Below are 20,444 nucleotides of genomic sequence, written 5' to 3' on the forward strand. Positions count from 1 at the left end.
CGGGCTAGGCGGTCGCCGGTCGCGGCTTCGTCGCGCGGGTGCGCTTGGGCTTCGCGGGAGCCTCGGGCTCGGGCTCCGAGCTCACGCCACCATCGGCCGCACCGGAGTCGATGGGTGCGGTGAACGATGCGGAACCGACGGCCGAACCCGACCCGACGGGACGCTTCTCGCTGGACAGCCAGACAGGGCGCGGCGGGAGCTTCTTGACGTCCTTGAAGATCTCGGCCAGCTGGACGTGGTCGAGGGTCTCCTTCTCCATCAGCTCGGCGGCGAGGCGGTCGAGCACGGCCCGGTTGGTCGTGATGACCTGCCAGGCTTCGTCGTGTGCGGCCTCGATGAGCTCGCGGACCTGAGCGTCGACGCGCTGCGCGATCTCCTCCGAGTAGTCGCGCTGGTGGCCCATGTCGCGGCCGAGGAACATCTCGCCCGAGGACTGCCCGAGCTTGACGGCGCCGACGTCGGTGGTCATGCCGTACTCGGTGACCATCTTGCGAGCGATGCCCGTGGCTTTCTCGATGTCGTTCGACGCACCCGTGGTCGGGTCGTGGAAGACGAGCTCCTCGGCGACGCGGCCGCCCATCGCGTAGGCGAGCTGGTCGAGCAGCTCGTTGCGCGTGACGGAGTACTTGTCCTCGAGGGGCAGGACCATCGTGTAGCCGAGGGCGCGGCCGCGCGGAAGGATCGTGACCTTCGTGACGGGGTCGGTGTTGTTCATCGCCGCTGCAGCGAGCGCGTGACCGCCCTCGTGGTACGCGGTGATGAGCTTCTCCTGCTCGCGCATGACGCGCGTGCGGCGCTGCGGGCCGGCGATGACACGGTCGATGGCCTCGTCGAGTGCGCGGTTGTCGATCAGCTGCGCGTTGGAGCGCGCCGTGAGCAGTGCGGCCTCGTTGAGGACGTTGGCGAGGTCGGCACCGGTGAAGCCGGGCGACTTGCGGGCGACGACCTCGAGGTCGACGCTCGCGGCGAGCGGCTTGCCCTTGCCGTGCACCTCGAGGATCTTCTTGCGACCGGCGAGGTCGGGGGCGTCGACGCCGATCTGGCGGTCGAAGCGGCCCGGGCGCAGCAGCGCGGGGTCGAGGATGTCGGGACGGTTGGTCGCGGCGATCAGGATGACGTTCGTCTTGACGTCGAAGCCGTCCATCTCGACGAGGAGCTGGTTGAGGGTCTGCTCGCGCTCGTCGTGACCGCCGCCCATGCCGGCGCCGCGGTGGCGACCGACGGCGTCGATCTCGTCGACGAAGATGATCGCGGGCGAGTTCTCCTTGGCCTGCTGGAAGAGGTCGCGGACGCGGCTCGCACCGACACCGACGAACATCTCGACGAAGTCGGAACCGGAGATCGAGTAGAACGGCACACCGGCTTCACCGGCGACGGCGCGGGCGAGGAGCGTCTTGCCCGTTCCGGGAGGGCCGTACAGCAGGACGCCCTTCGGGATGCGCGCGCCGACGGCCTGGAACTTCGCGGGCTCCTTGAGGAAGTCCTTGATCTCCTCGAGTTCCTCGATCGCCTCGTCGGCACCGGCGACGTCGTCGAAGGTCACCTTCGGCGACTCCTTCGAGACGAGCTTCGCCTTGGACTTGCCGAACTGCATGACCTTGTTGCCGCCGCCCTGCATGCCGGAGAGCATCAGCCAGAAGAAGACACCGATGAGCAGCAGCGGGAGGAGGAGTCCGAGCATCGACAGGAGCCAGCTGGGCTGGGGCACCTTGTCGTTGTAGCCACCGGACGGGTCTGCGGCGTCGACGGCCTCGACCACGTCGGCCGCACGGGCGCCGACGTAGTAGAACTGCACCTGCTTGCCGAACTCGTCGTCGGCCTTCGTCAGCGTGAGGTCGACGCGCTGGTCGCCGTCGGTGATGACGGCCTCCTTGACCTGCCCCTTCTCGAGGAAGGCGAGACCCTCTTGCGTGGAGACCTCACGGAAGCCGTTCATGCTCATCAGGCTGATGCCGATCCAGAAGACCAGGGCGGCGATGATGAGGTACGGGATGGGACCCTTGAAGAGACGCTTGACGTTCATAAGTTGAGAGGCCGGGGCTGGCCCGTTCCCTTTCTGCAGGAGGGGTCGACGGGCGGAGCCGCGTCGCGAATCAGGCTACCCCCTCGCCGCTGGATGCCTCCCCTGTGTTTGCCGTGGGCTTAACAGGGGTGCGGTGTGAGGTCGGTGGAGTGGTTCAGGCGTAGACGTGCGGGGCGAGGACGCCGACGTCGCGGAGGTTGCGGTACTTCTCGTCGAAGTCGAGGCCGTACCCGACGACGAAGTCGTTCGGGATGTCGAAACCGACGTACTTGCACTCGACGTGCACCTTGGCGGCCTCGGGCTTGCGGAGGAGCGCGCAGACCTCGATGGACGCGGCTCCTCGCGAGGCGAAGTTCTCGAGCAGCCAGGAGAGGGTGAGGCCGGAGTCGATGATGTCCTCGACGATCAGGACGTGGCGGCCGGTGAGGTCCGCGTCGAGGTCTTTGCGGATCTGGACGACACCGCTCGACTTCGTGCCGGCGCCGTACGAGCTGACGGCCATCCAGTCCATCGAGAGCGGGATGCGGAGTTCGCGCGCGAGGTCGGCCATGACCATGACCGCACCCTTCAGGACGCCGACGAGCAGGACGTCCTTCCCGGCGTAGTCGGTCTCGATCTGCCGGGCGAGTTCGGCGAGCTTGTCGCGGATCTCCTGCTCGGTGACGAGGATGGTCGTGAGGTCGTCGGAAATGTCGCTCTGCTCCATGCGTCGAGTGTATGCGAGATGACCGGGACGCCCGTGCGCCTCCTGCTCGGAGAGCTCGTCGGTCAGCGGGCCGCGAAGACGATGCGTCCCGCATGCCGGGACGCCGTCAGGCCGGGCAGGTCGATCGGCCCCTGGCCCGCCCAATCGGTGACGAGCCGCGCGACCTCGATCGTCTGCGACCTCGTGAGTGACACGCCGAACTCGCTCTGCACGATGTACCGGATGATGCGCTGGCGGAGCGCCGCCGGATTGGCGGCGAGTGCCCCGGCGCTGACGGAGATCCCGGCCTCGGCGTGCTCCACGAGCTCCTCGATGGTCTCCTCGATCATCTCCTCGAACGCGTCCGCATCCTCTCGGGCGGCGTCGGCGGTGCGGGCGAGGGCCTCGGCGATCCCCGGCCCGAGCTCCGCCTCGAGCACCGGCAGGACCCGTTCCCGGACCCGGACCCGCGCGTAGGCGTCGTCGGTGTTGTGCGGGTCGTGCCACGGTTCGAGTCCTTCGGCCGCGCACGCCTCGCGGGTCTGTGAGCGTCGGATCCCGAGCAGCGGTCGGAGGAGTGCACCGGAGACGGGCGCCATGCCCTGGAGGCTACCCGTGCCCGACCCGCGAGCGAGGCCGAGGAGCACGGTCTCCGCCTGGTCGTCGAGGGTGTGCGCGAGCAGCACCAGGGACGCACCGACCTCGACCCGGGCGGCGTCGAGCGCGGTGTACCGGGCCGCCCGTGCCGCGGCCTCCGGTCCACCCTCGGAGCCCACCTCGACGACGCGGACGAGGACGGGGTCGAGCCCGAGGGCACGCGCCTGGTCCGCGGCGCGCGCTGCGACGTCGGCCGAGCCCGCTTGCAGTCCGTGGTCGACGATCACGGCGCCGGCCCGCAGACCGACCTTTCCGGCTTCGAACGCGGTCGCGGCGGCGAGCGCGAGCGAGTCGGCGCCACCGCTCAGCGCGACGAGCAGGTCGGCACCGGCGACGTCACGCGTCGCCGCTGGCGCCGTGCCCGCGAGCGCATCGCGCACCGCCTTCCGCAGGGCGGCGACGGACGGGTGGAGCGGGGGTCGGACGTCGTTCACGCGGACCACGCTATTGCACCGCGCCGAGCGCCTCCCCACGCCGTTCGCTCCGGGACGCATCGGTTATGGTTGGTCCTCGTCGGCGACCGCGCCGACTCCATGTCATCCAACCGCGCAAGGAGCAGGCTTATGGCCGAGTACGACGCCGTCATCGAGATCCCGCGGGGCAGCCGCAACAAGTACGAGATCGACCACGAGACCGGTCGGGTCTTCCTGGACCGCGTCCTGTTCACGAGCTTCGTCTACCCCGCCGACTACGGCTTCTTCGAGAACACCCTTGGCGAGGACGGCGACCCGGTCGACGTCCTGGTCCTGCTCGACTTCCCGACCTTCCCGGGCGTCGGCATCAAGGTCCGCCCCGTCGGTGTGCTGCACATGACGGACGACGGCGGCGGCGACGACAAGGTCATCGCCGTGCAGTACAAGGACCCGCGCTGGTCGCACATCCAGGACCTGAACGACATCCCGCAGGCGACGCGCGACGAGATCGAGCACTTCTTCGTCCACTACAAGGACACCGAGCCCGGCAAGTGGGCGCGGATCGACGGCTGGGGCGACGCCGCAGCGGCCGAGAAGATCATCCTCGCGGGCTTCGACAAGCTCAAGGCGGAGGGGCACTGACCCCCTGCGGACCTCCGCACACCGCATGACGAAGCGGCCGGCACCCGAGGGTGCCGGCCGCTTCGTCGTGCGGGTCGCTGCGCTCGATCAGCCGAGCGGCGCCCCGCGGTCGGCCATGAACGGCTGCGCGTCGATCGCGCTGCCGTTGATGCGGACCTCGAAGTGCAGGTGGCAGCCGGTCGAAGCGCCGGTCGTGCCGACGTAGGCGATGACCTGTCCGGCGGAGACCTGGTAGCCGACGCCGACCTGGATGCCGCCGTTCACGATGTGCGCGTAGCCGGTCGAGACGCCGGAGCCGTGGTCGATGAGGATGAAGTTGCCGTAGGTGCCGTACCAACCGGCGTAGGTCACGGTGCCGGAGGTAGCCGCGTAGATCGGGATCCCGCAGCCGCCCGCGATGTCGGTGCCGCGGTGGAAGCTGCCCGAGCTGCCGCCGCCCGTGGAGATCGGATCGCGGTAGCCGTAGGTGCCCGAGATGCTGCCGGAGGCCGGGATCGCCCAGCCCTGGCTGCTGAGCTGACCGCCGTCGGCGCTCTGCCCCCGTGCAGCGGCTTCGGCCGCGGCCTTCGCCTTCGCCGCTGCGACTCCGGCCTCATAGTCCTGAACCGTCTTCGCCGTCGTGTCCTGCAACGCGGTCAGCTGCGCGTTGAGCGTGACGATCAACTCCTGGTTCTTCTCGAGCTTCTCCGCCGCCGCGGACGCCGCCGCCTGGGCGGCCTCCATGGCCGTCTGAGCCGCCTGTCGGAGCGATTCGCGCTCGTCGCGGGCGACACCGGCCTGCTCGCCGAGCGCAGCCGCGGTGTTGCGTGCGGCGACCGCCTGCTCGTAGACGCCGTTGCTGTGCTCGGCGACCTGGTTCATGTTGCCGAGCTTCGACAACAGGTCGGTCGCGCCCTTGCTCTCGCCGTCGAGGAAGAGGCTCAGGCTGAGGTCGGCGCCGCCGGAGCGGTAGAGCTGTGAGGCGACCCGACCGGCCTGCTTCGTGGCGGTGTCGGCCTCGGTCGTCTTGGCGTCGGCCTGCGACTGGATCGCGGTGGCCCGGGCGTCCGCCTCGAAGAAGGCCTCCTCAGCGGCCTGGAACTCCGTGCCGCGTTTCTCGGCCTCGTCCTGGGCGACCTGCAGTTCGTCCTGCAGCTGGACGATGAAGTTCTTGATGTTCGTGACTTCGGCGGCCTTGGCGGCCTCGTTGCCCTTCGCCGCCTGGACGTCGTCCCACGAGGGGTAGTCGGCTGCCGACGCCGGACCGGCGACGCCGAACGAGCCGACGATCGCGAGCGACATGACGATGGCGGCGGTGAGGCGTGCTCGCCACCGCACGGATGACGCCGCTCCGGCGTTGGTCGTCCGGCTTCGGCGCCAAGCGCCGGCAAGCTTCTTGCTCATGAAGTAGGGGCCCATCTCGGTTCGCTGCAGTCACATCGGTCACATCGGTACCACTGTCCACGCTAGCCCGACGGGGGTCGGGACCGGCTGCGGACACTCCCGTCGGCCGCGGCATCCGGGAGTGGTCCACGCCAGAGGCTAACCCCGGCCGGGGGCCGTGCAGTGGTCATTCGGTGCCTGTCGCCACATCCGGCATGGAGTGCCGATCGCGGCTCCGCGAACCCGATTTTGGATTCGGCGGTTTCATCCGTATGCTTGTCGCTCGGTAGTCATGAAGCTTCAGGGCTTCGCGGCCCTATCGTTTAGCGGCCTAGGACACCGCCCTTTCACGGCGGCAGCACGGGTTCGAATCCCGTTGGGGTCACCACCGACTACTGGAAAAACAGCCGCTCGGATTCAGGTATAGTGAGTCTGCGCGACTGCGAGAAGCACCGAGGAACACCAGCATCACCGCAGTTCGTATCACCAGCAATTCAACATGTATGGCCCTGTAGCGCAGTTGGTTAGCGTGCCGCCCTGTCACGGCGGAGGTCGCGGGTTCAAGTCCCGTCAGGGTCGCAAAAGGTCGGAAGCCCTCTCGCAAGGGAGGGCTTCTGCTTTTGAGACATCGTCGCCGTTCGTGCAGCTGATGTACTCGGCTCTGTAGCTCAGTTGGTAGAGCGCACGACTGAAAATCGTGAGGTCACGGGATCGACGCCCGTCGGAGCCACGGAACCCCCACCTAGCTTCTACATGGTGGGGGTTCTTTTTTTGCCCTGCGGCCGGACCGCATGCCCCGACGAGTTGCCACTCCCCTGCCATGACGGTCAGACTCGCAGCGTGGAATCGAGACCGGCACACCGAGCGACCGACCGGGTACCGCGGGTGACGCCTCGAATCGCGTTCTGGATAGCAGCCTCCGTGCTCGCAGTCATGCTCGGCACGTCACTCGTCGCCTGCTCGGACACGAGGTACGGACTGCCGCGCGATGACGCCGTCGGCACCTGGCGCAGCGGGGACACCCGGCTCGAGCTCGCCGACGACGGAACGTTCCAGGCCACCGCCTGGCCCTCGCAGGTTCAGTGCAGCCGTGACGACGACCCCCGTGCGGACGAGCCGATCGACTTCTCCGGGACCTGGATGGTGGACAACGAGGGAACCCATCGCGACCTGATCCTGGAGCCCGGTGGCGGTGCATGCGATACGTCCCGGATCACCTCCGACGTCCGGAGCGACGATGATCTCGCCCGTCTCTGCGTCCACGCCCGCGGGTCCTTGTCCGGTCCGGCCGAGAACTTCTTCACCCTGTATCAGGGTGATCCTCCGGAGACCGAGGATCCGGATCGCTGCCTGAACTACTAACGCACCCGGGATGGACCAGCCTCCTCTGCTCCCTGAGCACCCGCTCCCGGTCCCTGAGCGCCAAGAAACCTCCGCACGTCGACGAGCTCAGTGACCGGAAAGCACACTCGGCGAAGTTCGACCCCTGAGCCTGCCGATGGGCGACGGGCCACCTCGCGAATCCGGCGCACCCTGTCTCGTTCCTTGGGCCCGTCGAAGGGCCCGCGTAGGCACTTCGACAAGCTCAGTGACCGGAGGAGGTCCACCCGAATCCCCTCCGCTCCTCGAGCAACCCTTTCCCGGTCCCTGAGCCTGTCGAAGGGCACACGAGCGACATTCACAACCGGCTCGGCTCAGCATCTGGAATGTCAGTGGTCCATGGTGGACTTGTCCCATGACCGAGACCACCCTCACCGCGACCCGCGTCGGCGACGAATACGCCGCGCAACTCGCGGAGTTCTCGGACGAATACGCAGAGATCCAACGGCTGCGGGCTGCCCTCGACGCGCGTGAGGCCCGGCTCCTCGCCCGCTCCGCCGCCTACGCCGCCGCCTTCGCCGACGTCACGGTTCCGGCGATCTTCCCGCCCGCGGAACGGCAGGCCCTCTCCCGTCGTTCGACGTGTGCGGCCCTCGCGATGGCGACCCGCACCCCTGAGCGGACCGTGCAGCGTGCGACGAACGACGCCGAAAGGCTCGTCAACGACGCACCGGCCGTGCTCGCCTCCCTTGAAGCGGGCCGGATCTCCGCCAGGCACGCGCAGACGATCATCGACCAGCTCAGTGACGTCCCGACCGAAGGGCAGGCGGTGTTCCTCGCCGAGGTCCTGCCGGTCGCGGAGGAGTCCACGAACGCGAACCTCCGCAGGCGCGCCCGCGTCCTGCGCGAGCGTCTGCACCCCGAGTCGATCACCGCCCGAGCGATCCGCTCCGAGGCCGACCGCCGGGTCGAGTTCGAACCCGCAGCGGACGGGATGGCGTGGGTGCATCTGTTCGCCACGGCCCCGATCGCCCAGGGCGTCATCGAGCGGGTTGAGGCCGCAGCGGCTGAGTCGCGCGCCGCCGGCGACACCCGCACCTGCGGACAACTGCAGGCCGACGCTCTCGCCGCCCTCGCGCTCACCGGCGTCACACCGGACGACGTCATGTCGAGCCCGGTCCTCCCGCACCCGATCGAGGTGCAGGAGCACATCACGCCGACCGTGCAGATCACGGTCCCGGCACTGAGCATGGCCGGTGTCTCAGACGCCCCGGCCACCCTCGACGGTTACGGGCCCATCGACCCCGAGACCGCAGCACGTATCGCGGTGAACGCACCGAGCTTCACCCGGATCCTGGTCCAGCCGGAAACGGGATCCGTGCTGTCCGTCGGGCGGAACCAGTACCGGGTTCCGGCCGACCTCCAACGCGCTGTGCGCCTCCGGGACGGCACCTGTAGGGCACCGGGCTGCGGCAGACGCGCCAGGGCCTGCGACCTCGACCATTCGGTCGCATGGGAAGACGGCGGGACAACGGATTTCGGGAATCTCGCCTGCCTGTGTCGACATCACCATCGGATGAAACACCTGCCCGGATGGAACCTCGAGCACGGTCCCAGCGGGGTCCTCGACTGGACGACACCCGATGGGAAGCATCACCGGACAAAGCCCGACCCGGCGCCGTTCTGACCCTGCCGATGACGGGTTTCGCGTGGGCACTTCGACAGGCTCAGTGACCGGGAAAGGTGTGCCCGGAGCGGTGAGGCATGCTCGTGGGCACTTCGACAAGCTCAGTGACCGGGAGGACGCACTCAGTGACCGGGGTGGACGCGCTCAGCGACCGGGAAAAGTCCAGCGGAGCCAACTCGGTCCCTGAGCCTGTCGAAGGGCAGTCCGGTCGAGCCAGATCGATGCACGTGAGGACGTCCGCCGGCTCACATCGTGCACCTCCGTCCGCAAGCCCCAGACATCCGGGGCCGATCGGGACAGACTGGTGACATGAGTTCTGCAGACGATCGCACCACCGACGGCCCCGACGACGCCCACCGAGTCCCCGAAGGGGTCGACGACGCCACCGTGGAAGCGGTCGGCAAAGTGACCGAGGCGCTCGAAGTCGTCGAGCAGGCGCGCGGCATGCTCTACGGCTTCCATCGCCTGACCGGTAAAGCGGACCTCGCGCTCGGCGAAGCCGCGGACGCTCTGCGCGAAGCCGGACACGGCGCCCTCGCCGACCGGATCGACACCGAGCTGGTCGGACGCAACGTCATCGACGGACGCTGGACGTTCCAGATCGTCGAAGACTATGACGGCAACTACTGGGAGCCGTTCCGCACGCTCGAGGCGGAGGTCCGCAACGAGCTGGCGGGCGGCCGACGCCACCTCGCGGAAGCCGCGATGAAGGAGGACCGCCGCACGCACGGCGCGCCCCACCACGAAGCCACACCGCCGACGGTCTGAGGCAGCACGGCATCAGGGCAGCGTGCCGTTAGGCTCGATCCGATGACCGATGCACCCGTTTCCCGGACGAAGTTCTCCCGCCAACGGGTGATCGTCGGAGCCGCCGAGTTCGCCGACACGCACGGAGCCGACGCACTCACACTCGCCGCCCTGGCCCGCGAACTCGACACCTCGGCACCGGCCCTCCTCAAACACGTCCGCAGCACCGAGGACCTCCGCGCCGCCGTCGCCCAGCTCGCCCTCGCCCAACTGGCCAGCGGGCTCGACATCGCGACGACCAGCCTGAGCGGGACCCCCGCCCTCACCGCACTGGCCGACGGGTACCGCCGCTTCGCCCTCGCCTATCCCGGTCGGTACACCCTCGCGTTCTCGATCGAGGACGTCCGTGCCGACACCGGCGAGCCGGCCGACCGCGAGCTCGTGATGCTCGTCGAACGCGCACTCGCGGGGCGCGGTCTCGACAGCGTGGCGATGACGGACGCCGGACGCATCGTCCGGGCGGCCCTCCACGGCTTCGTGTCACTCGAGCTCGTCGGCGGCTTCACCCGCGGCGCCGACCCCGCCAGCAGCTACGCTGCCCTCGTGCAGCTGCTCGACCATTCGTCCGCACTCGGCTCACGCCACCCCCAGGAGACGCCATGACCATCACGACCACCACCTCCACCGTCCTCTTCGTCTGCGTGCACAACGCCGGTCGCTCCCAGATCGCAGCCGGCTTCCTCGGTGCCCTCGCCGGTGACCGGGTCGAGGTGCTGTCGGCCGGGAGCGAGCCGAAGGACCGGATCAACACCGTGGCGGTGGAGGCGATGGCCGAACACGGCATCGACATCACCGCGGCCGTGCCCCGCATCCTCACGACCGACGCCGTCCGGGCGTCCGACGCGGTCATCACGATGGGCTGCGGCGACGCCTGCCCGATCTTCCCCGGCAAGCGCTACGAGGACTGGGAACTCGAGGATCCGGCCGGGCAAGGCATCGAGGCAGTCCGCCGCATCCGCGACGACATCGAGGAGCGGATCGCCGCACTGTTCGTCGAACTCGTGCCCGCCGAGGCATCCGAGTTCCCGGCCGCCATCGGCTCGGTCGCCCACGAAGCACTCAGCGCGCACGGCTTCACCCGGTTCGAGCAGCTCACGAGGGTCTCCCCCGCCGCCCTGCTCCGCATCCACGGCGTCGGCCCGAAGGCCGTCGACCTCCTGACCGCGGAACTCACGGCCCGCTCACTCGCCTTCGCCTCCTGAGGACGCCTGCGACGCGCAACCCCATTGCCCGGCGCGACACCCGTCGTATCGTGGTCGTATGAGTAAGCACGCAGCGAACGACGACAACCTCCCCGAGGACCACGAGACCACCGAGGACTCCATCGAGCAGGAGGTCGACGGCGAGGACACGTTCCTCCCCGTCGCCGAGCCGACCACCGGTCCCGCTCCCGCGCCGTAACCCGAGGCGCCTCTGGACGCCGCGGCTCAGGGTCCGACGAGTGCTTGGAGGTCATCCCGTGAACCGTCGAAGACGTTCACGTCGATGGACTCCTCCTTGCCGACGTACCCGGGCATCCGTTCCCGGCTGGTGTACTGCCAGAGGTCCCACGCCCGCCCGTCCGACAGGACCGGCGGCGTGATGACGGAGCGGATCCAGAGCGGGTTCCGCTCGTACGCACCCGCGAGGAACGCGTCGTAATACCGCATGGTTGCGTAGATGATCGGCGGCCGACCGTAGTGCTCCTCGAGTGCGGCGAGGAGCGGATCGAGCACGGCGGCGACCCGCTCAGCACTCGGTGGCGTCCGGCAGTAGTCGGCGTAGCACTCGAGATCGATGGTGATCGGGAGAGCGCCCGCAGTGACCGGCACGGTGTCGAAGATGTTCTGCGCCTGCGTCTCGGCCGGGCTGTCGAAACTCAGGAAGTGGTACGCCCCGATGAGCAAGCCGCTCTCGTCGGCCGCACGCTGCGCGCCCGCCCAGTTCGCGGCGAACCGTTCGTCCTGATCACCTGATCCCTCGGTCGCCTTCATGATCGCGAAGTCGATGGGCTGAGCCGCGAGGACGTCCCAGTCGATCTCGCCCTGGTACGAGGAGACGTCGACACCGCGCACCGCGTACGAGGCGGCCAGGATCGCGTTCGGCCGCACGAGCCCCATGGCGACGAGCGCCGCGCAGATCCCGCCGATGGCGAGCGTGCCGGCCGCCCCGACGACGATCGGCCACCAGCGCCTCCAGAATCGGTTCATCGACTCACTCTGTCACGTCTCGGACGTGTCCCGGTGCAGGACGCCTCAGCGCGGGTAGAGGACGGAGGCCCGCGGGTCGACCACGAAGTCGACGACGTCTCCCGTCGACCACCCCGCGGCCGCGAGCTGCTGCACGGCGACGTCGGCGGTGATGACCGCCGAGCGGACCCGGACGACGTCACCGCGGGGTTCGAGGTCGGTGATCATCGCGCGGAGGGCGCCTGACGCACTCGGGCTGCCAGACCCGTCAGCCTCGCGGACCTCGACGCGGGACGGTCGGAACGCGCAGGCGGCGGCGACCCCGACCGGGATCGGGTCTGTCTCCGCGGAGGTGTCGACCTCGACCTCCGCCCCGTCCTGCAGACGGATCCCGCGTGCCGTGCGAACGCCCGACAACAGTTCGAGTCCCGCGAGGTCCGCGGTGAACGCCGTCCGCGGCCGCTCGAGCACCTCCGCCGTCGGCCCCTGCTCGACGATGCGCCCGGCGTCCAGGACGATCACCCGGTCCGCGAGCGTGTACGCGTCGAGCACCTCGTGCGTCACGAGCACGGTCGTCCGTCCGTGCAACTGCTCACGGAGCATGCGGCGCAGGTGGGGTGCGACCGTCGCATCGAGTGCGGCCATCGGTTCGTCGAGGAGCAGGAGTGCCGGGTCCGGGGCCAGCGCGCGGGCGAGCGCCACCCGCTGCGCCTGACCGCCGGACAACTCGGCAGGACGGCGCCCTTCGAGCTCGGACGCCTCGACGTCCGCGAGTCGTCGTCGGGCGATGTCCCGAGCCTCGCCGCGCGACGCTCCGGCGACCAGCGGGCCGTAGGCGACGTTGTCGAGCACGGAGCGGTGCGGGAAGAGCAGCGCCTCCTGCGCCAGGAGCGAGATCCCCCGCCGATGCGGCGGCGACCACCGGTCCCGACCCGATCCGCCGACCGCGAACAGCTCGCGACCGGCGAGGGTCGCGTGACCCGTGTCCGGACGCAGGAGCCCGGCGAGGACGGCGAGCAGCGTCGACTTGCCGGCGCCGTTCGGTCCGAGCACGGCGACGGTCTCCCCCGCGGCGAGGTCGACGGCGAGCTCCCAGTCGCGTTCACGCAGCGTCGCTCGGAACTCCAGGGCCGCCCCGGTCATCGCACTACTCCGGCGACGGTCCGTCCACGGCGGATAGGCCCCTGTGCCCCCGCGACGCCGACGACGAGCACGGCCACGACGACGAGGACGAGCGACAGCGCGACCGCGGCGTCGGGATCGGTCTCGCGCTGCAGGTAGATCTCGAGCGGCAGCGTCCGCGTGACCCCCTGCAGGCTGCCCGCGAAGGTGAGGGTCGCACCGAACTCGCCGAGGGCCCGCGCGAACGAGAGGATCGCGCCCGACACGACGGCGGGTGCGAGGAGCGGCAGCGTGACGGTGCGGAAGACCGTGGTGGGACGTGCACCGAGCGTCGCGGCGACGGCCTCGTACCGCGAGCCGGTCGTGCGGATCGCCCCCTCCAGGCTCAACACGAGGAACGGCAGGGCGACGAAGGTCTGGGCGAGGACGACGGCGGTCGTGGAGAACGCAATGTCGATCCCGGCGTCCGCGAGTGCCGGCCCGAGCAGGCCGAGCCGACCGAAGGTGTAGAGCAGGGCGATCCCGCCGACGACGGGTGGGAGCACGAGCGGGAGGAGGACGAGCGACCGCAGCAGACGCTGCCCCGGGAACCGGGTGCGAGCGAGGACGAGGGCGAGGGGCACGCCGAACACGATGCAGAGGGCCGTCGCGAGTGACGACGTCCGCAGACTCAGCCCGAGCGCCGCGACCGACGACTCGGAGGTGACGAGTGCACCGAAGTCCGCCCAGTCCACGCGCAGGACGATCGCGACGAGCGGCAGCAGGACGAACGCCGCGCCGACCATGGCGACGACGACGATCCAGCGGGGCACCCCCGAGCCGAGTTCCCTCACGGGGTCACGGAGCGCCGAAGCCGGCGTCGGCGAGCACCCGCTGTCCCTCGGCGCTCACGACGTAGGCCGCGAAGGCCGCCGCGACCGTGGGGTTCGCGCTTCCTGCCAGCGGCGCGATCGGGTAGGTGTTGACGGCTTTCGAGGACTCGGGAAAGGTGATGCCCCGCACGGCGTCGCCGGCCGCGATGACGTCGGTCACGTAGACGAGCCCGGCATCGGCCTCGCCCGAGGTCACCTTGCCGAGGACGTCGGTGACGGAGGACTCCTCGCTGACCGGGCTCAGCGCGACACCCGTGGCGTCCTCGACGGCGGCGGTGGCCGCTCCACAGGGGACCTGCGGCGCACACACGACCGTCTTGACGCCCGGACGGGCGAGGTCGGCGAACGTCTTCACACCGGCAGGGTTCGACGGGGGCACGGCGATCTGCAGGACGTTGGTCGCGAAGTCGACCGGGTCGCCCTCGACGAGGTCGGCATCGGTCAGCTTCGCCATGTTCTTCTCGTCCGCCGAGGCGAACACGTCGCCGGGAGCACCGTTCGTGAGCTGCGTGACGAGGTCGGAGGACCCGGCGAAGGTCAGCTCGACGGTCGTACCGGGGTGCGCCTCCTCGAAGTCCTCCGCGAGCTCGGTGAAGGTCGTCTTGAGCGAGGCGGCCGCGTACACCGTGATGGAGCCGCTGAGCTCGTCCGTCGTGGCCGAGGCGGTGAGTGTCGGCGTCGCCGCGGGTGCGGCGCAGGCGGACGCCGCGAGCAGGACCCCGGTGCCGAGGGCCAGTGCGCTGAGCAGTCGGAAGGATCGACGGGGTGCGATGCGGTTCATGAGCTCGCCTTCGGGGTCTCGATGAGGACCGTCGTGGCCTTCACGACGGCGATGGCCGTGGAGCCGAGTTCGAGGCCGAGTTCACGTACGGCCTCACTGCTCATGAGCGACACCACCCGATGCGGGCCGCACTGCAGTTCGACCTGCGCCATGACCGTGTCCATCGTGATGTCGGTGACGATGCCGACGAAGCGGTTGCGTGCCGAGCGTCCGATCTCCGAGGGGTCGACGGGGAGGACGGCGTTCTCCCTGGCCAGCCGAGCGAGCGACAGGCCGTCGACGACCGCTCGGCCCGCCTCGTCCTTCGCGCTGACGAGTGCGCCCTGGTCGATCCAGCGACGGACGGTGTCGTCACTGACCCCGAGGAACAGGGCGGCGTCTCGGATACGGATCTGCGGCATGGAGACAGGCTAGTGCACGCATTCGCGTTGATACGACGTAACCGTAACCGCATCCGCGTTCCGGGCCGTCGGCAGTCGACCGGCGCTTCGGCCCTCCGCGACGCCCACCGCTCCGAAGCATCCGTATGAGATCACGACTGCTCGCCGCCGTCACCCTGCTCGCCCTCGCCACCGGCCTCACCGCCTGCGCTTCCCCCGGCTCGGGGACCGGCGGCGCCACGGGCGACGGACCGCTCGTCGCGTTCTACGGCGACTCGTACACCCTCGGCACCGGAGCGAGCGACCCGGCCAACCGCTGGTCCACCGTCGTCAGCGAGGAACGCGGCTGGCGGGAGTTCAACCCCAGCGTCAACGGCCTCGGGTTCGTGAACCACCGCGACCGCTTCGGCGACGGCAGCGGCGACCTCCCCTCCCTCATCATCGCCGAGCAGCCCGACATCGTCTTCGTCACGATGGGCCTCAACGACGCGTTCAGTTTCGACGATGCCGCCGACCGGATCCACGAACAGATCACGACGGACCTGCATCGCCTCCGCGACGCCCTCCCGGAGGCGCGCTTCATCGTCGTCGAACCGTTCTGGTACACCGACGAGCGACCGCAGTCGATCGAGACGATCATCGGCTGGGTGGCCGACGCCGCGCAGGAGATCGACGCCGACACCATCCCCGGGGCGTCGCACTGGATCGAGGGACACCCGGAGTGGATGGCCGCAGACGGCCTCCACCCGAACGACGAGGGGTACGCGGAGATGGCTCGCCGCATGGACGCCGAGCTCGAGCGCCTCGGACTCTGACGCCTCGATCCGGAACGCGGCTCAGCCGAGCCGGATGCCCCGGTCCGCCATGAACGGGACGGCGTCGACGCGCGAACCGCCGATCCTGACCTCGAAGTGCACGTGGCATCCGGTCGAGGCACCCGTCGTCCCGACGAGCGAGATGTTCTGACCGGCGGACACCCACTGCCCCTCGCCGACGAGGATGCTGCTGTTGTGCGCGTATCCGGTCATGACGCCGCCGCCGTGGTCGACGAGGACCCAGTTGCCGTAGGTACCGAGCCAGCCGGCATAGACCACCGTGCCGGCGTTCGCGGCGTAGACCGCTCGCCCACAACCTGCTCCGATGTCGGTGCCCGAGTGGAACGGGTTGACGCCGGGCACGGGGCGACCGGGTCGCGGTCCGTAGTTGTCGGTGATCCGGCCGGAGATCGGCAGGGCCCATCCCTGGCTCCCGACGGCACCCGAGGCACCGCCACCTCCGCCGCCGCCTCCTCCACCACCGCCGGCGTTGGCAGCGGCCTCGGCAGCCGCCCGTGCAGCCTCAGCTGCAGCCGCCGCGGCTGCAGCAGCGGCGGCCGCAGCCGCCTTGACTTCCTCGCCCTTGCGGTAGTCGGCCTCGGTGGCTGCGCGGTTCTCCTTGAGGACCACGAGCTGGGCCTCGAGCGTCGCGAGGTACTCCTGCTGCTCGGACACGGCGGTCTCGGCGTCGGCACGGGCTGCGACCGCATCTCCGAGCGCGGTCTCGGCTGCCGCGGCGAGCTCGCCGAGGGCGGCCTCGGCGATGGTCGCCTGCTCGGTGAGGAGCGACGCCGTGTTCGCATCGGTCCTCGCCCGGTCGTAGGTGCCGTCCGTGGACTCGCTGAGCTTCGTGATCGTGCTCAAACGTCCGAGGAGCGACTCCGGCTCCTGGCCGTCGAGGAACGCGGCGGTACTGAGGTCGACGTTCCCCGACCGCAACCACGCGGCGACGAGCGCGCCGGCCTGGCGTTTGGAGGCCTGCGCCGCGGTCGTCGCTGCGACGGCCTGCTCACGGAGCGAGACGGCACGGTAGCTCGCCTCGTCGACGGCCAGCTGAGCGGCCTCGTACTCGTCGGCACGGAGGACGGCCTCGGCTTCGGCGAGCGCCGCAGCGGTCTTCAGCTGCTGGACGAGCCCCTCGATCTGACCGATGGTCGACTGCTTCGAGGACTCGCTCGAACGGGCCGCCTCGACGTCCTCCCAGCTGGGGTACTCCGCAGCGGCGGCCGGCTGCGCGAGACCCATCGAGAGGACGATGACTCCGGCGAGCGCCGCGGCGATGGAGGCGCGACGGCGCGCGGGACGGAGGCGTGGCATGGTGCCATCGTGGCAGTGGTCAGCCCCGTTCGGGGGGAGGCTCGCCAGCCTGGGAACGAACCGGCTCCGCCCGGTGGGCGAGCACGAGGTCGAGCAGCCGGTCGGCGATGCCGAGTTTCGACCCGGTCGCCTCGCCGACCACCTCGCCGGCGCCGTCGATCACGACGACCTCGTTGTCCGGCGTGCCGAAGCCGTTCGTCCACCCCACACGATTGAGCACGAGGAGGTCGGCGCCCTTGCGTGCCGCCTTGGCCCGGCCGAGGGCCAGCAGCTCCTCGCGGTCGGCGGCGGTCTCCGCGGCGAACCCGACGACCATCCGTCCCGGCACCCGGGCCGCGGCGAGTCCGGCGAGCACGTCGGGGTTGCGGACGAGTCGCAGGGTGAGCTGGTCGCCGGTGTCGTCCTTCTTGATCTTCCGTTCGGCGATCTCGGCGGCGCGGTAGTCGGCCACGGCGGCCGCCATGACCACGAGCGTCGCGTCGGCCGCCGCGTCCTCCACGGCGACCGCGAGTTCCGCTGCGGTGCCGACCGGGACGACCCGCAGACCGTCGACCGCAGCCGCTTCGGCCGCGACGTCGGCGTCCAGGTGCGCCGCGACGAGCACCACGTCCGCCCCGCGCTCGGCGGCGGCCTGCGCGATGACCAGCCCCTGCCGACCGCTCGACCGGTTCCCGAGGAACCGCACCGGGTCGAGCGGCTCACGGGTGCCACCGGCCGAGACGACGACGCGCTCACCCCGCAGGTCGTCCGGGTGCGCGTCCGCTCCAGGTGTGCGTCCGGCGAGCAGCGCCAAGCCGGCGGCCACGATGTCGTCGGGCTCGCTCATGCGTCCCGGCCCCGTGTCGCCGCCCGTCAGCGCGCCGTGCGCCGGCCCGATGACGGCCACCCCGCGCGATCGCAGGAGGGCGACGTTCGCGGTCGTCGCCGGGTGCTGCCACATCTCGGTGTGCATCGCCGGCGCCAGCAGGACCGGCGCCCGGCTGGCCAGGATGGTGGTGCCGAGGAGGTCGTCGGAGAGTCCCGCCGCGAGTTTCGCGAGGGTGTTGGCCGTCGTCGGTGCGACGACGATGAGCTCCGCGCGCTGCCCGAGGGCGACGTGCCGGACTTCGGCGACGCCGTCGTACAGCGAGGTCGTGACGGGGTTCCGGCTGATCGCCTCGAGCGTCGGCAGGCCGACGAACCGGAGGGCGCTCTCGGTGGGCACCACGTGGACGTCGAAGCCCGCGAGCACGAACCCGCGGACGACGCCGACCGCCTTGTACGCGGCGATCCCGCCTGTGATCCCGACGACGACCGTGCGCCCCGCCGCCTCCCGCGATGCATCCTGCACGCCCATGCCGCCTCCTCGCTTCCGGCGCTCCCGCGCCGGGTCCTCGTCTAGTCTGTCCTAGTCCGGCCGGCCCGAGGAGGAACCAGCGTGTGCACCGTCATCATCGACTTCGAGCCGGGGCGCGCGTGGCCGATCGCCGTCCTCGGGCTGCGAGACGAGCAGCCGGGGCGTGCCTGGGATCCACCCGGCGCGTGGTGGCCCGGACTCGGTGACGGCGTCCGCGGCATCCACGACCGCGAAGCGGGCGGCGCGTGGCTGGCGACGAACGACGACGCCACGGGCGGCCCCCGGGCGGCGGTGGTCCTCAACCGACGCGAGGACCTCGACATGCCCGCCGCCGGGTGGACCTCGCGGGGCGTCCTCCCCCTGCAAGCCGTCACGACCGGCGTCGACGCGGACGACGCCCGCAGTGCCCGGTCCTGGAACCTCGTGGAGCTGCGTCCTGACCGCGTCACCGTGACGAGCTGGGACGGCGCCTCGCTCCGGTCGGTCGACGTCGCACCCGGTCTCCACCTCGTGACGCACGAGGGCCCGGACCACCTCGACGTCCCCCGGGTCCACCGGTGGCGGCCGGCCTTCCTCGAGGTCCCGTCGCCCATCGGGCCGCTGGACGGAGCGACGGCCGCGTCCTGGGAGCCGTGGTTGCGCACGTTGCGCTCCACGACGAGCGTCCCCGCCGACGCCGACGAGGCGATCGTCCGCATCGACGACCACGACGGTCTGCGCCTCGCCTCGCTCTCGGTGACCGCGCTCTCGCTCGGCCCCGACGGCGCGATGCTCCGGAACGCCCGACTCGCCGAGCCCGGCCATCTGCCGGAGGCGCTCGTCTGGGAGTGAACCGGACGGTGACGGTCAGCACCCTCCGGGAGCCACGGGACCCGGATCGGACTGCGACCCGTGTGGAGGGCGCCCTGGCGCGCTCGATACTGTTGCAACATGGCCCTGAACCCCGTGCGACTGCGACTGCTCGAGGCGTTCGACCGCCTCGGTACGATCCGCGCCGTCGGCCGTGAGCTCGACCTCAGCCCCTCGACCGTCTCGCAGCAGCTCTCCGTCCTCGAGGCCGAGACCGGCGCCGCGCTCCTGGAACGACGTGGCCGGACGCTCACCCTGACGCCGACCGGTGCGCTGCTCGTCGAGCGCGCTCGGGCCCTGCTCGCGCAGATGGACGCCATCGAGGTCGAGCTGGCCGAGGTCGAGTCCGAGCCGTCCGGTCGGTTCCGCATCGCCGGGTTCGCGAGCGTCATCGCCCCCATCCTCATCCCCGCAGCCCGCTCCCTCGCGCGGCAGTACCCGCGCCTCGAGGTCGAACTCATCGAGGTCGAACCGCACGAGAGCACCACGGCGGTCCAGCGGGGAACCTGCGACGTCGTGATCACCGTCGATCAGGAGGACGGGTTCCTCCTCGACCCCTCGGTGCACAGCGTGCCGCTCACCACCGACCCCCTCCTGCTCATCGCGCCGCTCGACCACCGACTGGCCGCACAGGAGCAGGTCACGTTCAGCGAGCTGCAGAGGGAGTCGTGGGCCCTCGACGCCCCGGGCACCTACCTCGGCGAACTCGTCCCGCTGATCTGTCGTCGCGCGGGGTTCGAACCGAAGGTGGCGGGACGGTTCACGAGCTACGAGGTCGTCATCGACCACGTAGCGGCCGGGCTGTCGATCGCCGTCCTTCCGGACATCGCGATCGGCTCGCGGACGGACGTCGTGCGGAAACCCATCGCCGGGATGAGCGAACGGAAGATCGTCGCGACGGCGAGGAAGGGCTCACTGCAGCGTTCGGCCGTCGCGGCAGCGCTCGCGGCGGTACAGCGTGCCACGGACGAGGCCGTCGCCCGCTGAGCCGCAGCGGAACCGGCCGAGCCTCCTCCGGGGAGGATCAGCCGTGGTAACCGGACTTGGCCATGGCGACGAGCGCTCCGACCAGGCCGATGCCGCCGAAGACGGTGATGAAGGCGATCACGCCGATGAGGATGTCGTTGACGGTCATGCACCCATCGTACTGAACCCGACGGGCCCCACGACTAGGGTTGGTCCGTCCCCCGACACCACCCGGAGCAGCA

General features: G+C 70.3%; 20 protein-coding genes, 3 tRNA genes and 1 pseudogene. 13 read left to right on the top strand and 11 right to left on the bottom strand.

The features are described 5' to 3' along the window. Positions 1-4: 4 nt before the first annotated feature. The 3 genes from ftsH to tilS all read right to left on the bottom strand — a co-directional run bounded on the left by ftsH (position 5) and on the right by tilS (position 3,799). Positions 5-2,023, bottom strand: coding sequence for an ATP-dependent zinc metalloprotease FtsH (gene ftsH, locus QRN44_RS03810; protein ID WP_121289504.1), 2,019 nt, complete (start codon positions 2,021-2,023; stop codon positions 5-7). Positions 2,024-2,177: 154 nt separating this feature from the next. Continuing rightward, entirely contained in the window at positions 2,178-2,729 is a 552-nt protein-coding gene (hpt, locus tag QRN44_RS03815; protein WP_064294334.1) for a hypoxanthine phosphoribosyltransferase, read from the bottom strand. Between the two features lie 62 nt (positions 2,730-2,791). Then, a complete protein-coding gene (tilS, locus tag QRN44_RS03820; protein WP_285038301.1) occupies positions 2,792-3,799 on the bottom strand; it encodes a tRNA lysidine(34) synthetase TilS in 1,008 nt (335 codons plus the stop codon). Positions 3,800-3,928: 129 nt separating this feature from the next. Between tilS and QRN44_RS03825 the strand changes: the two genes are divergently transcribed. Continuing rightward, the gene (locus tag QRN44_RS03825; RefSeq protein WP_064294335.1) at positions 3,929-4,420 is read left to right on the top strand and encodes an inorganic diphosphatase; all 492 of its coding nucleotides are present in this window, start codon (positions 3,929-3,931) and stop codon (positions 4,418-4,420) included. Positions 4,421-4,507: 87 nt separating this feature from the next. Here the strand turns inward: QRN44_RS03825 and QRN44_RS03830 are convergent, their stop codons facing one another. Continuing rightward, a complete protein-coding gene (locus QRN44_RS03830) occupies positions 4,508-5,803 on the bottom strand; it encodes a M23 family metallopeptidase (protein ID WP_285038302.1) in 1,296 nt (431 codons plus the stop codon). 291 nt (positions 5,804-6,094) lie between these two features. On the opposite strand from QRN44_RS03830, the gene QRN44_RS03835 reads away from it, so the two are divergent. From QRN44_RS03835 to QRN44_RS03875, 9 genes and pseudogenes are all read left to right on the top strand, one after another. Further along, positions 6,095-6,170, top strand: a tRNA-Glu gene (locus QRN44_RS03835). Between the two features lie 117 nt (positions 6,171-6,287). After that, a tRNA-Asp gene (locus QRN44_RS03840) sits at positions 6,288-6,361 on the top strand. A gap of 78 nt (positions 6,362-6,439) precedes the next feature. After that, positions 6,440-6,512 (top strand) — tRNA-Phe (locus QRN44_RS03845). 191 nt (positions 6,513-6,703) lie between these two features. Beyond that, entirely contained in the window at positions 6,704-7,144 is a 441-nt protein-coding gene (locus QRN44_RS03850) for a hypothetical protein (RefSeq protein WP_285038303.1), read from the top strand. 373 nt (positions 7,145-7,517) lie between these two features. Further along, positions 7,518-8,789 (top strand): HNH endonuclease signature motif containing protein, encoded by a 1,272-nt coding sequence (locus QRN44_RS03855; protein WP_285038304.1) that lies wholly within the window; start codon positions 7,518-7,520, stop codon positions 8,787-8,789. A 309-nt stretch (positions 8,790-9,098) separates the two neighbouring features. Next, positions 9,099-9,557 (top strand): hypothetical protein, encoded by a 459-nt coding sequence (locus tag QRN44_RS03860; RefSeq protein WP_285038305.1) that lies wholly within the window; start codon positions 9,099-9,101, stop codon positions 9,555-9,557. A gap of 42 nt (positions 9,558-9,599) precedes the next feature. Further along, the gene (locus QRN44_RS03865; RefSeq protein ID WP_285038306.1) at positions 9,600-10,199 is read left to right on the top strand and encodes a TetR/AcrR family transcriptional regulator; all 600 of its coding nucleotides are present in this window, start codon (positions 9,600-9,602) and stop codon (positions 10,197-10,199) included. Beyond that, a pseudogene (locus QRN44_RS03870) lies at positions 10,196-10,603 on the top strand (arsenate reductase ArsC); the annotation flags it as partial. The gene QRN44_RS03865 and the pseudogene QRN44_RS03870, both read left to right, overlap by 4 nt. A gap of 253 nt (positions 10,604-10,856) precedes the next feature. After that, the gene (locus QRN44_RS03875) at positions 10,857-10,997 is read left to right on the top strand and encodes a hypothetical protein (protein WP_153303386.1); all 141 of its coding nucleotides are present in this window, start codon (positions 10,857-10,859) and stop codon (positions 10,995-10,997) included. A gap of 26 nt (positions 10,998-11,023) precedes the next feature. Here the strand turns inward: QRN44_RS03875 and QRN44_RS03880 are convergent, their stop codons facing one another. The 5 genes from QRN44_RS03880 to QRN44_RS03900 are packed head-to-tail and all read right to left on the bottom strand — an operon-like array spanning position 11,024 to position 14,940. Further along, positions 11,024-11,785 (bottom strand): GH25 family lysozyme, encoded by a 762-nt coding sequence (locus tag QRN44_RS03880; protein WP_285038307.1) that lies wholly within the window; start codon positions 11,783-11,785, stop codon positions 11,024-11,026. 45 nt (positions 11,786-11,830) lie between these two features. After that, positions 11,831-12,907, bottom strand: coding sequence for a sulfate/molybdate ABC transporter ATP-binding protein (locus tag QRN44_RS03885; protein WP_285038308.1), 1,077 nt, complete (start codon positions 12,905-12,907; stop codon positions 11,831-11,833). Further along, entirely contained in the window at positions 12,904-13,671 is a 768-nt protein-coding gene (locus QRN44_RS03890; protein WP_285038464.1) for an ABC transporter permease, read from the bottom strand. The genes QRN44_RS03885 and QRN44_RS03890 overlap by 4 nt, the downstream gene beginning before the upstream one ends. 52 nt (positions 13,672-13,723) lie before the next feature. Next, the gene (gene modA, locus QRN44_RS03895; RefSeq protein WP_285038309.1) at positions 13,724-14,539 is read right to left on the bottom strand and encodes a molybdate ABC transporter substrate-binding protein; all 816 of its coding nucleotides are present in this window, start codon (positions 14,537-14,539) and stop codon (positions 13,724-13,726) included. Further along, positions 14,536-14,940 carry a TOBE domain-containing protein gene (locus tag QRN44_RS03900; protein WP_064296069.1) on the bottom strand — a complete coding sequence of 135 codons (405 nt, stop codon included), beginning with the start codon at positions 14,938-14,940 and terminating at the stop codon, positions 14,536-14,538. The genes modA and QRN44_RS03900 overlap by 4 nt, the downstream gene beginning before the upstream one ends. Positions 14,941-15,065: 125 nt before the next feature. Here QRN44_RS03900 and QRN44_RS03905 point away from each other — a divergent pair, with 125 nt between their 5' ends. Beyond that, positions 15,066-15,734, top strand: coding sequence for an SGNH/GDSL hydrolase family protein (locus QRN44_RS03905; RefSeq protein ID WP_175116338.1), 669 nt, complete (start codon positions 15,066-15,068; stop codon positions 15,732-15,734). Positions 15,735-15,755: 21 nt separating this feature from the next. On the opposite strand, the gene QRN44_RS03910 is transcribed toward QRN44_RS03905, so the two are convergent. After that, on the bottom strand, positions 15,756-17,051 hold the full coding sequence (locus QRN44_RS03910; RefSeq protein ID WP_285038310.1) for a M23 family metallopeptidase: 1,296 nt from the start codon (positions 17,049-17,051) through the stop codon (positions 15,756-15,758). A 19-nt stretch (positions 17,052-17,070) separates the two neighbouring features. After that, positions 17,071-18,387, bottom strand: coding sequence for a bifunctional phosphopantothenoylcysteine decarboxylase/phosphopantothenate--cysteine ligase CoaBC (gene coaBC / locus QRN44_RS03915; RefSeq protein ID WP_285038311.1), 1,317 nt, complete (start codon positions 18,385-18,387; stop codon positions 17,071-17,073). Between the two features lie 81 nt (positions 18,388-18,468). Here coaBC and QRN44_RS03920 point away from each other — a divergent pair, with 81 nt between their 5' ends. Together QRN44_RS03920 and QRN44_RS03925 are read left to right on the top strand one after the other, a co-directional pair. Then, a complete protein-coding gene (locus QRN44_RS03920) occupies positions 18,469-19,218 on the top strand; it encodes an NRDE family protein (RefSeq protein ID WP_285038312.1) in 750 nt (249 codons plus the stop codon). 99 nt (positions 19,219-19,317) lie between these two features. Beyond that, on the top strand, positions 19,318-20,223 hold the full coding sequence (locus QRN44_RS03925) for a LysR family transcriptional regulator (protein ID WP_071259707.1): 906 nt from the start codon (positions 19,318-19,320) through the stop codon (positions 20,221-20,223). Positions 20,224-20,444 lie beyond the last annotated feature (221 nt).

It is taken from the genome of Plantibacter sp. lyk4-40-MEA-4 (genome assembly GCF_030209415.1).
Lineage (GTDB): Bacteria > Actinomycetota > Actinomycetes > Actinomycetales > Microbacteriaceae > Plantibacter > Plantibacter flavus_A.

Coding starts and splice junctions, on each gene's coding strand:
- QRN44_RS03880 (WP_285038307.1), bottom strand. CDS start 11,785: ATGAACCGATTCTGGAGGCGCTGGTGGCCGATCGTCGTCGGGGCGGCC.
- QRN44_RS03890 (WP_285038464.1), bottom strand. CDS start 13,671: ATGGTCGGCGCGGCGTTCGTCCTGCTGCCGCTCGTCGCGATCGTCCTG.
- QRN44_RS03875 (WP_153303386.1), top strand. CDS start 10,857: ATGAGTAAGCACGCAGCGAACGACGACAACCTCCCCGAGGACCACGAG.
- QRN44_RS03885 (WP_285038308.1), bottom strand. CDS start 12,907: ATGACCGGGGCGGCCCTGGAGTTCCGAGCGACGCTGCGTGAACGCGAC.
- coaBC (WP_285038311.1), bottom strand. CDS start 18,387: ATGGGCGTGCAGGATGCATCGCGGGAGGCGGCGGGGCGCACGGTCGTC.
- QRN44_RS03910 (WP_285038310.1), bottom strand. CDS start 17,051: ATGCCACGCCTCCGTCCCGCGCGCCGTCGCGCCTCCATCGCCGCGGCG.
- QRN44_RS03830 (WP_285038302.1), bottom strand. CDS start 5,803: ATGAGCAAGAAGCTTGCCGGCGCTTGGCGCCGAAGCCGGACGACCAAC.
- QRN44_RS03825 (WP_064294335.1), top strand. CDS start 3,929: ATGGCCGAGTACGACGCCGTCATCGAGATCCCGCGGGGCAGCCGCAAC.
- QRN44_RS03860 (WP_285038305.1), top strand. CDS start 9,099: ATGAGTTCTGCAGACGATCGCACCACCGACGGCCCCGACGACGCCCAC.
- QRN44_RS03865 (WP_285038306.1), top strand. CDS start 9,600: ATGACCGATGCACCCGTTTCCCGGACGAAGTTCTCCCGCCAACGGGTG.
- hpt (WP_064294334.1), bottom strand. CDS start 2,729: ATGGAGCAGAGCGACATTTCCGACGACCTCACGACCATCCTCGTCACC.
- QRN44_RS03925 (WP_071259707.1), top strand. CDS start 19,318: ATGGCCCTGAACCCCGTGCGACTGCGACTGCTCGAGGCGTTCGACCGC.
- modA (WP_285038309.1), bottom strand. CDS start 14,539: ATGAACCGCATCGCACCCCGTCGATCCTTCCGACTGCTCAGCGCACTG.
- ftsH (WP_121289504.1), bottom strand. CDS start 2,023: ATGAACGTCAAGCGTCTCTTCAAGGGTCCCATCCCGTACCTCATCATC.
- QRN44_RS03905 (WP_175116338.1), top strand. CDS start 15,066: ATGAGATCACGACTGCTCGCCGCCGTCACCCTGCTCGCCCTCGCCACC.
- QRN44_RS03855 (WP_285038304.1), top strand. CDS start 7,518: ATGACCGAGACCACCCTCACCGCGACCCGCGTCGGCGACGAATACGCC.
- QRN44_RS03900 (WP_064296069.1), bottom strand. CDS start 14,940: ATGCCGCAGATCCGTATCCGAGACGCCGCCCTGTTCCTCGGGGTCAGT.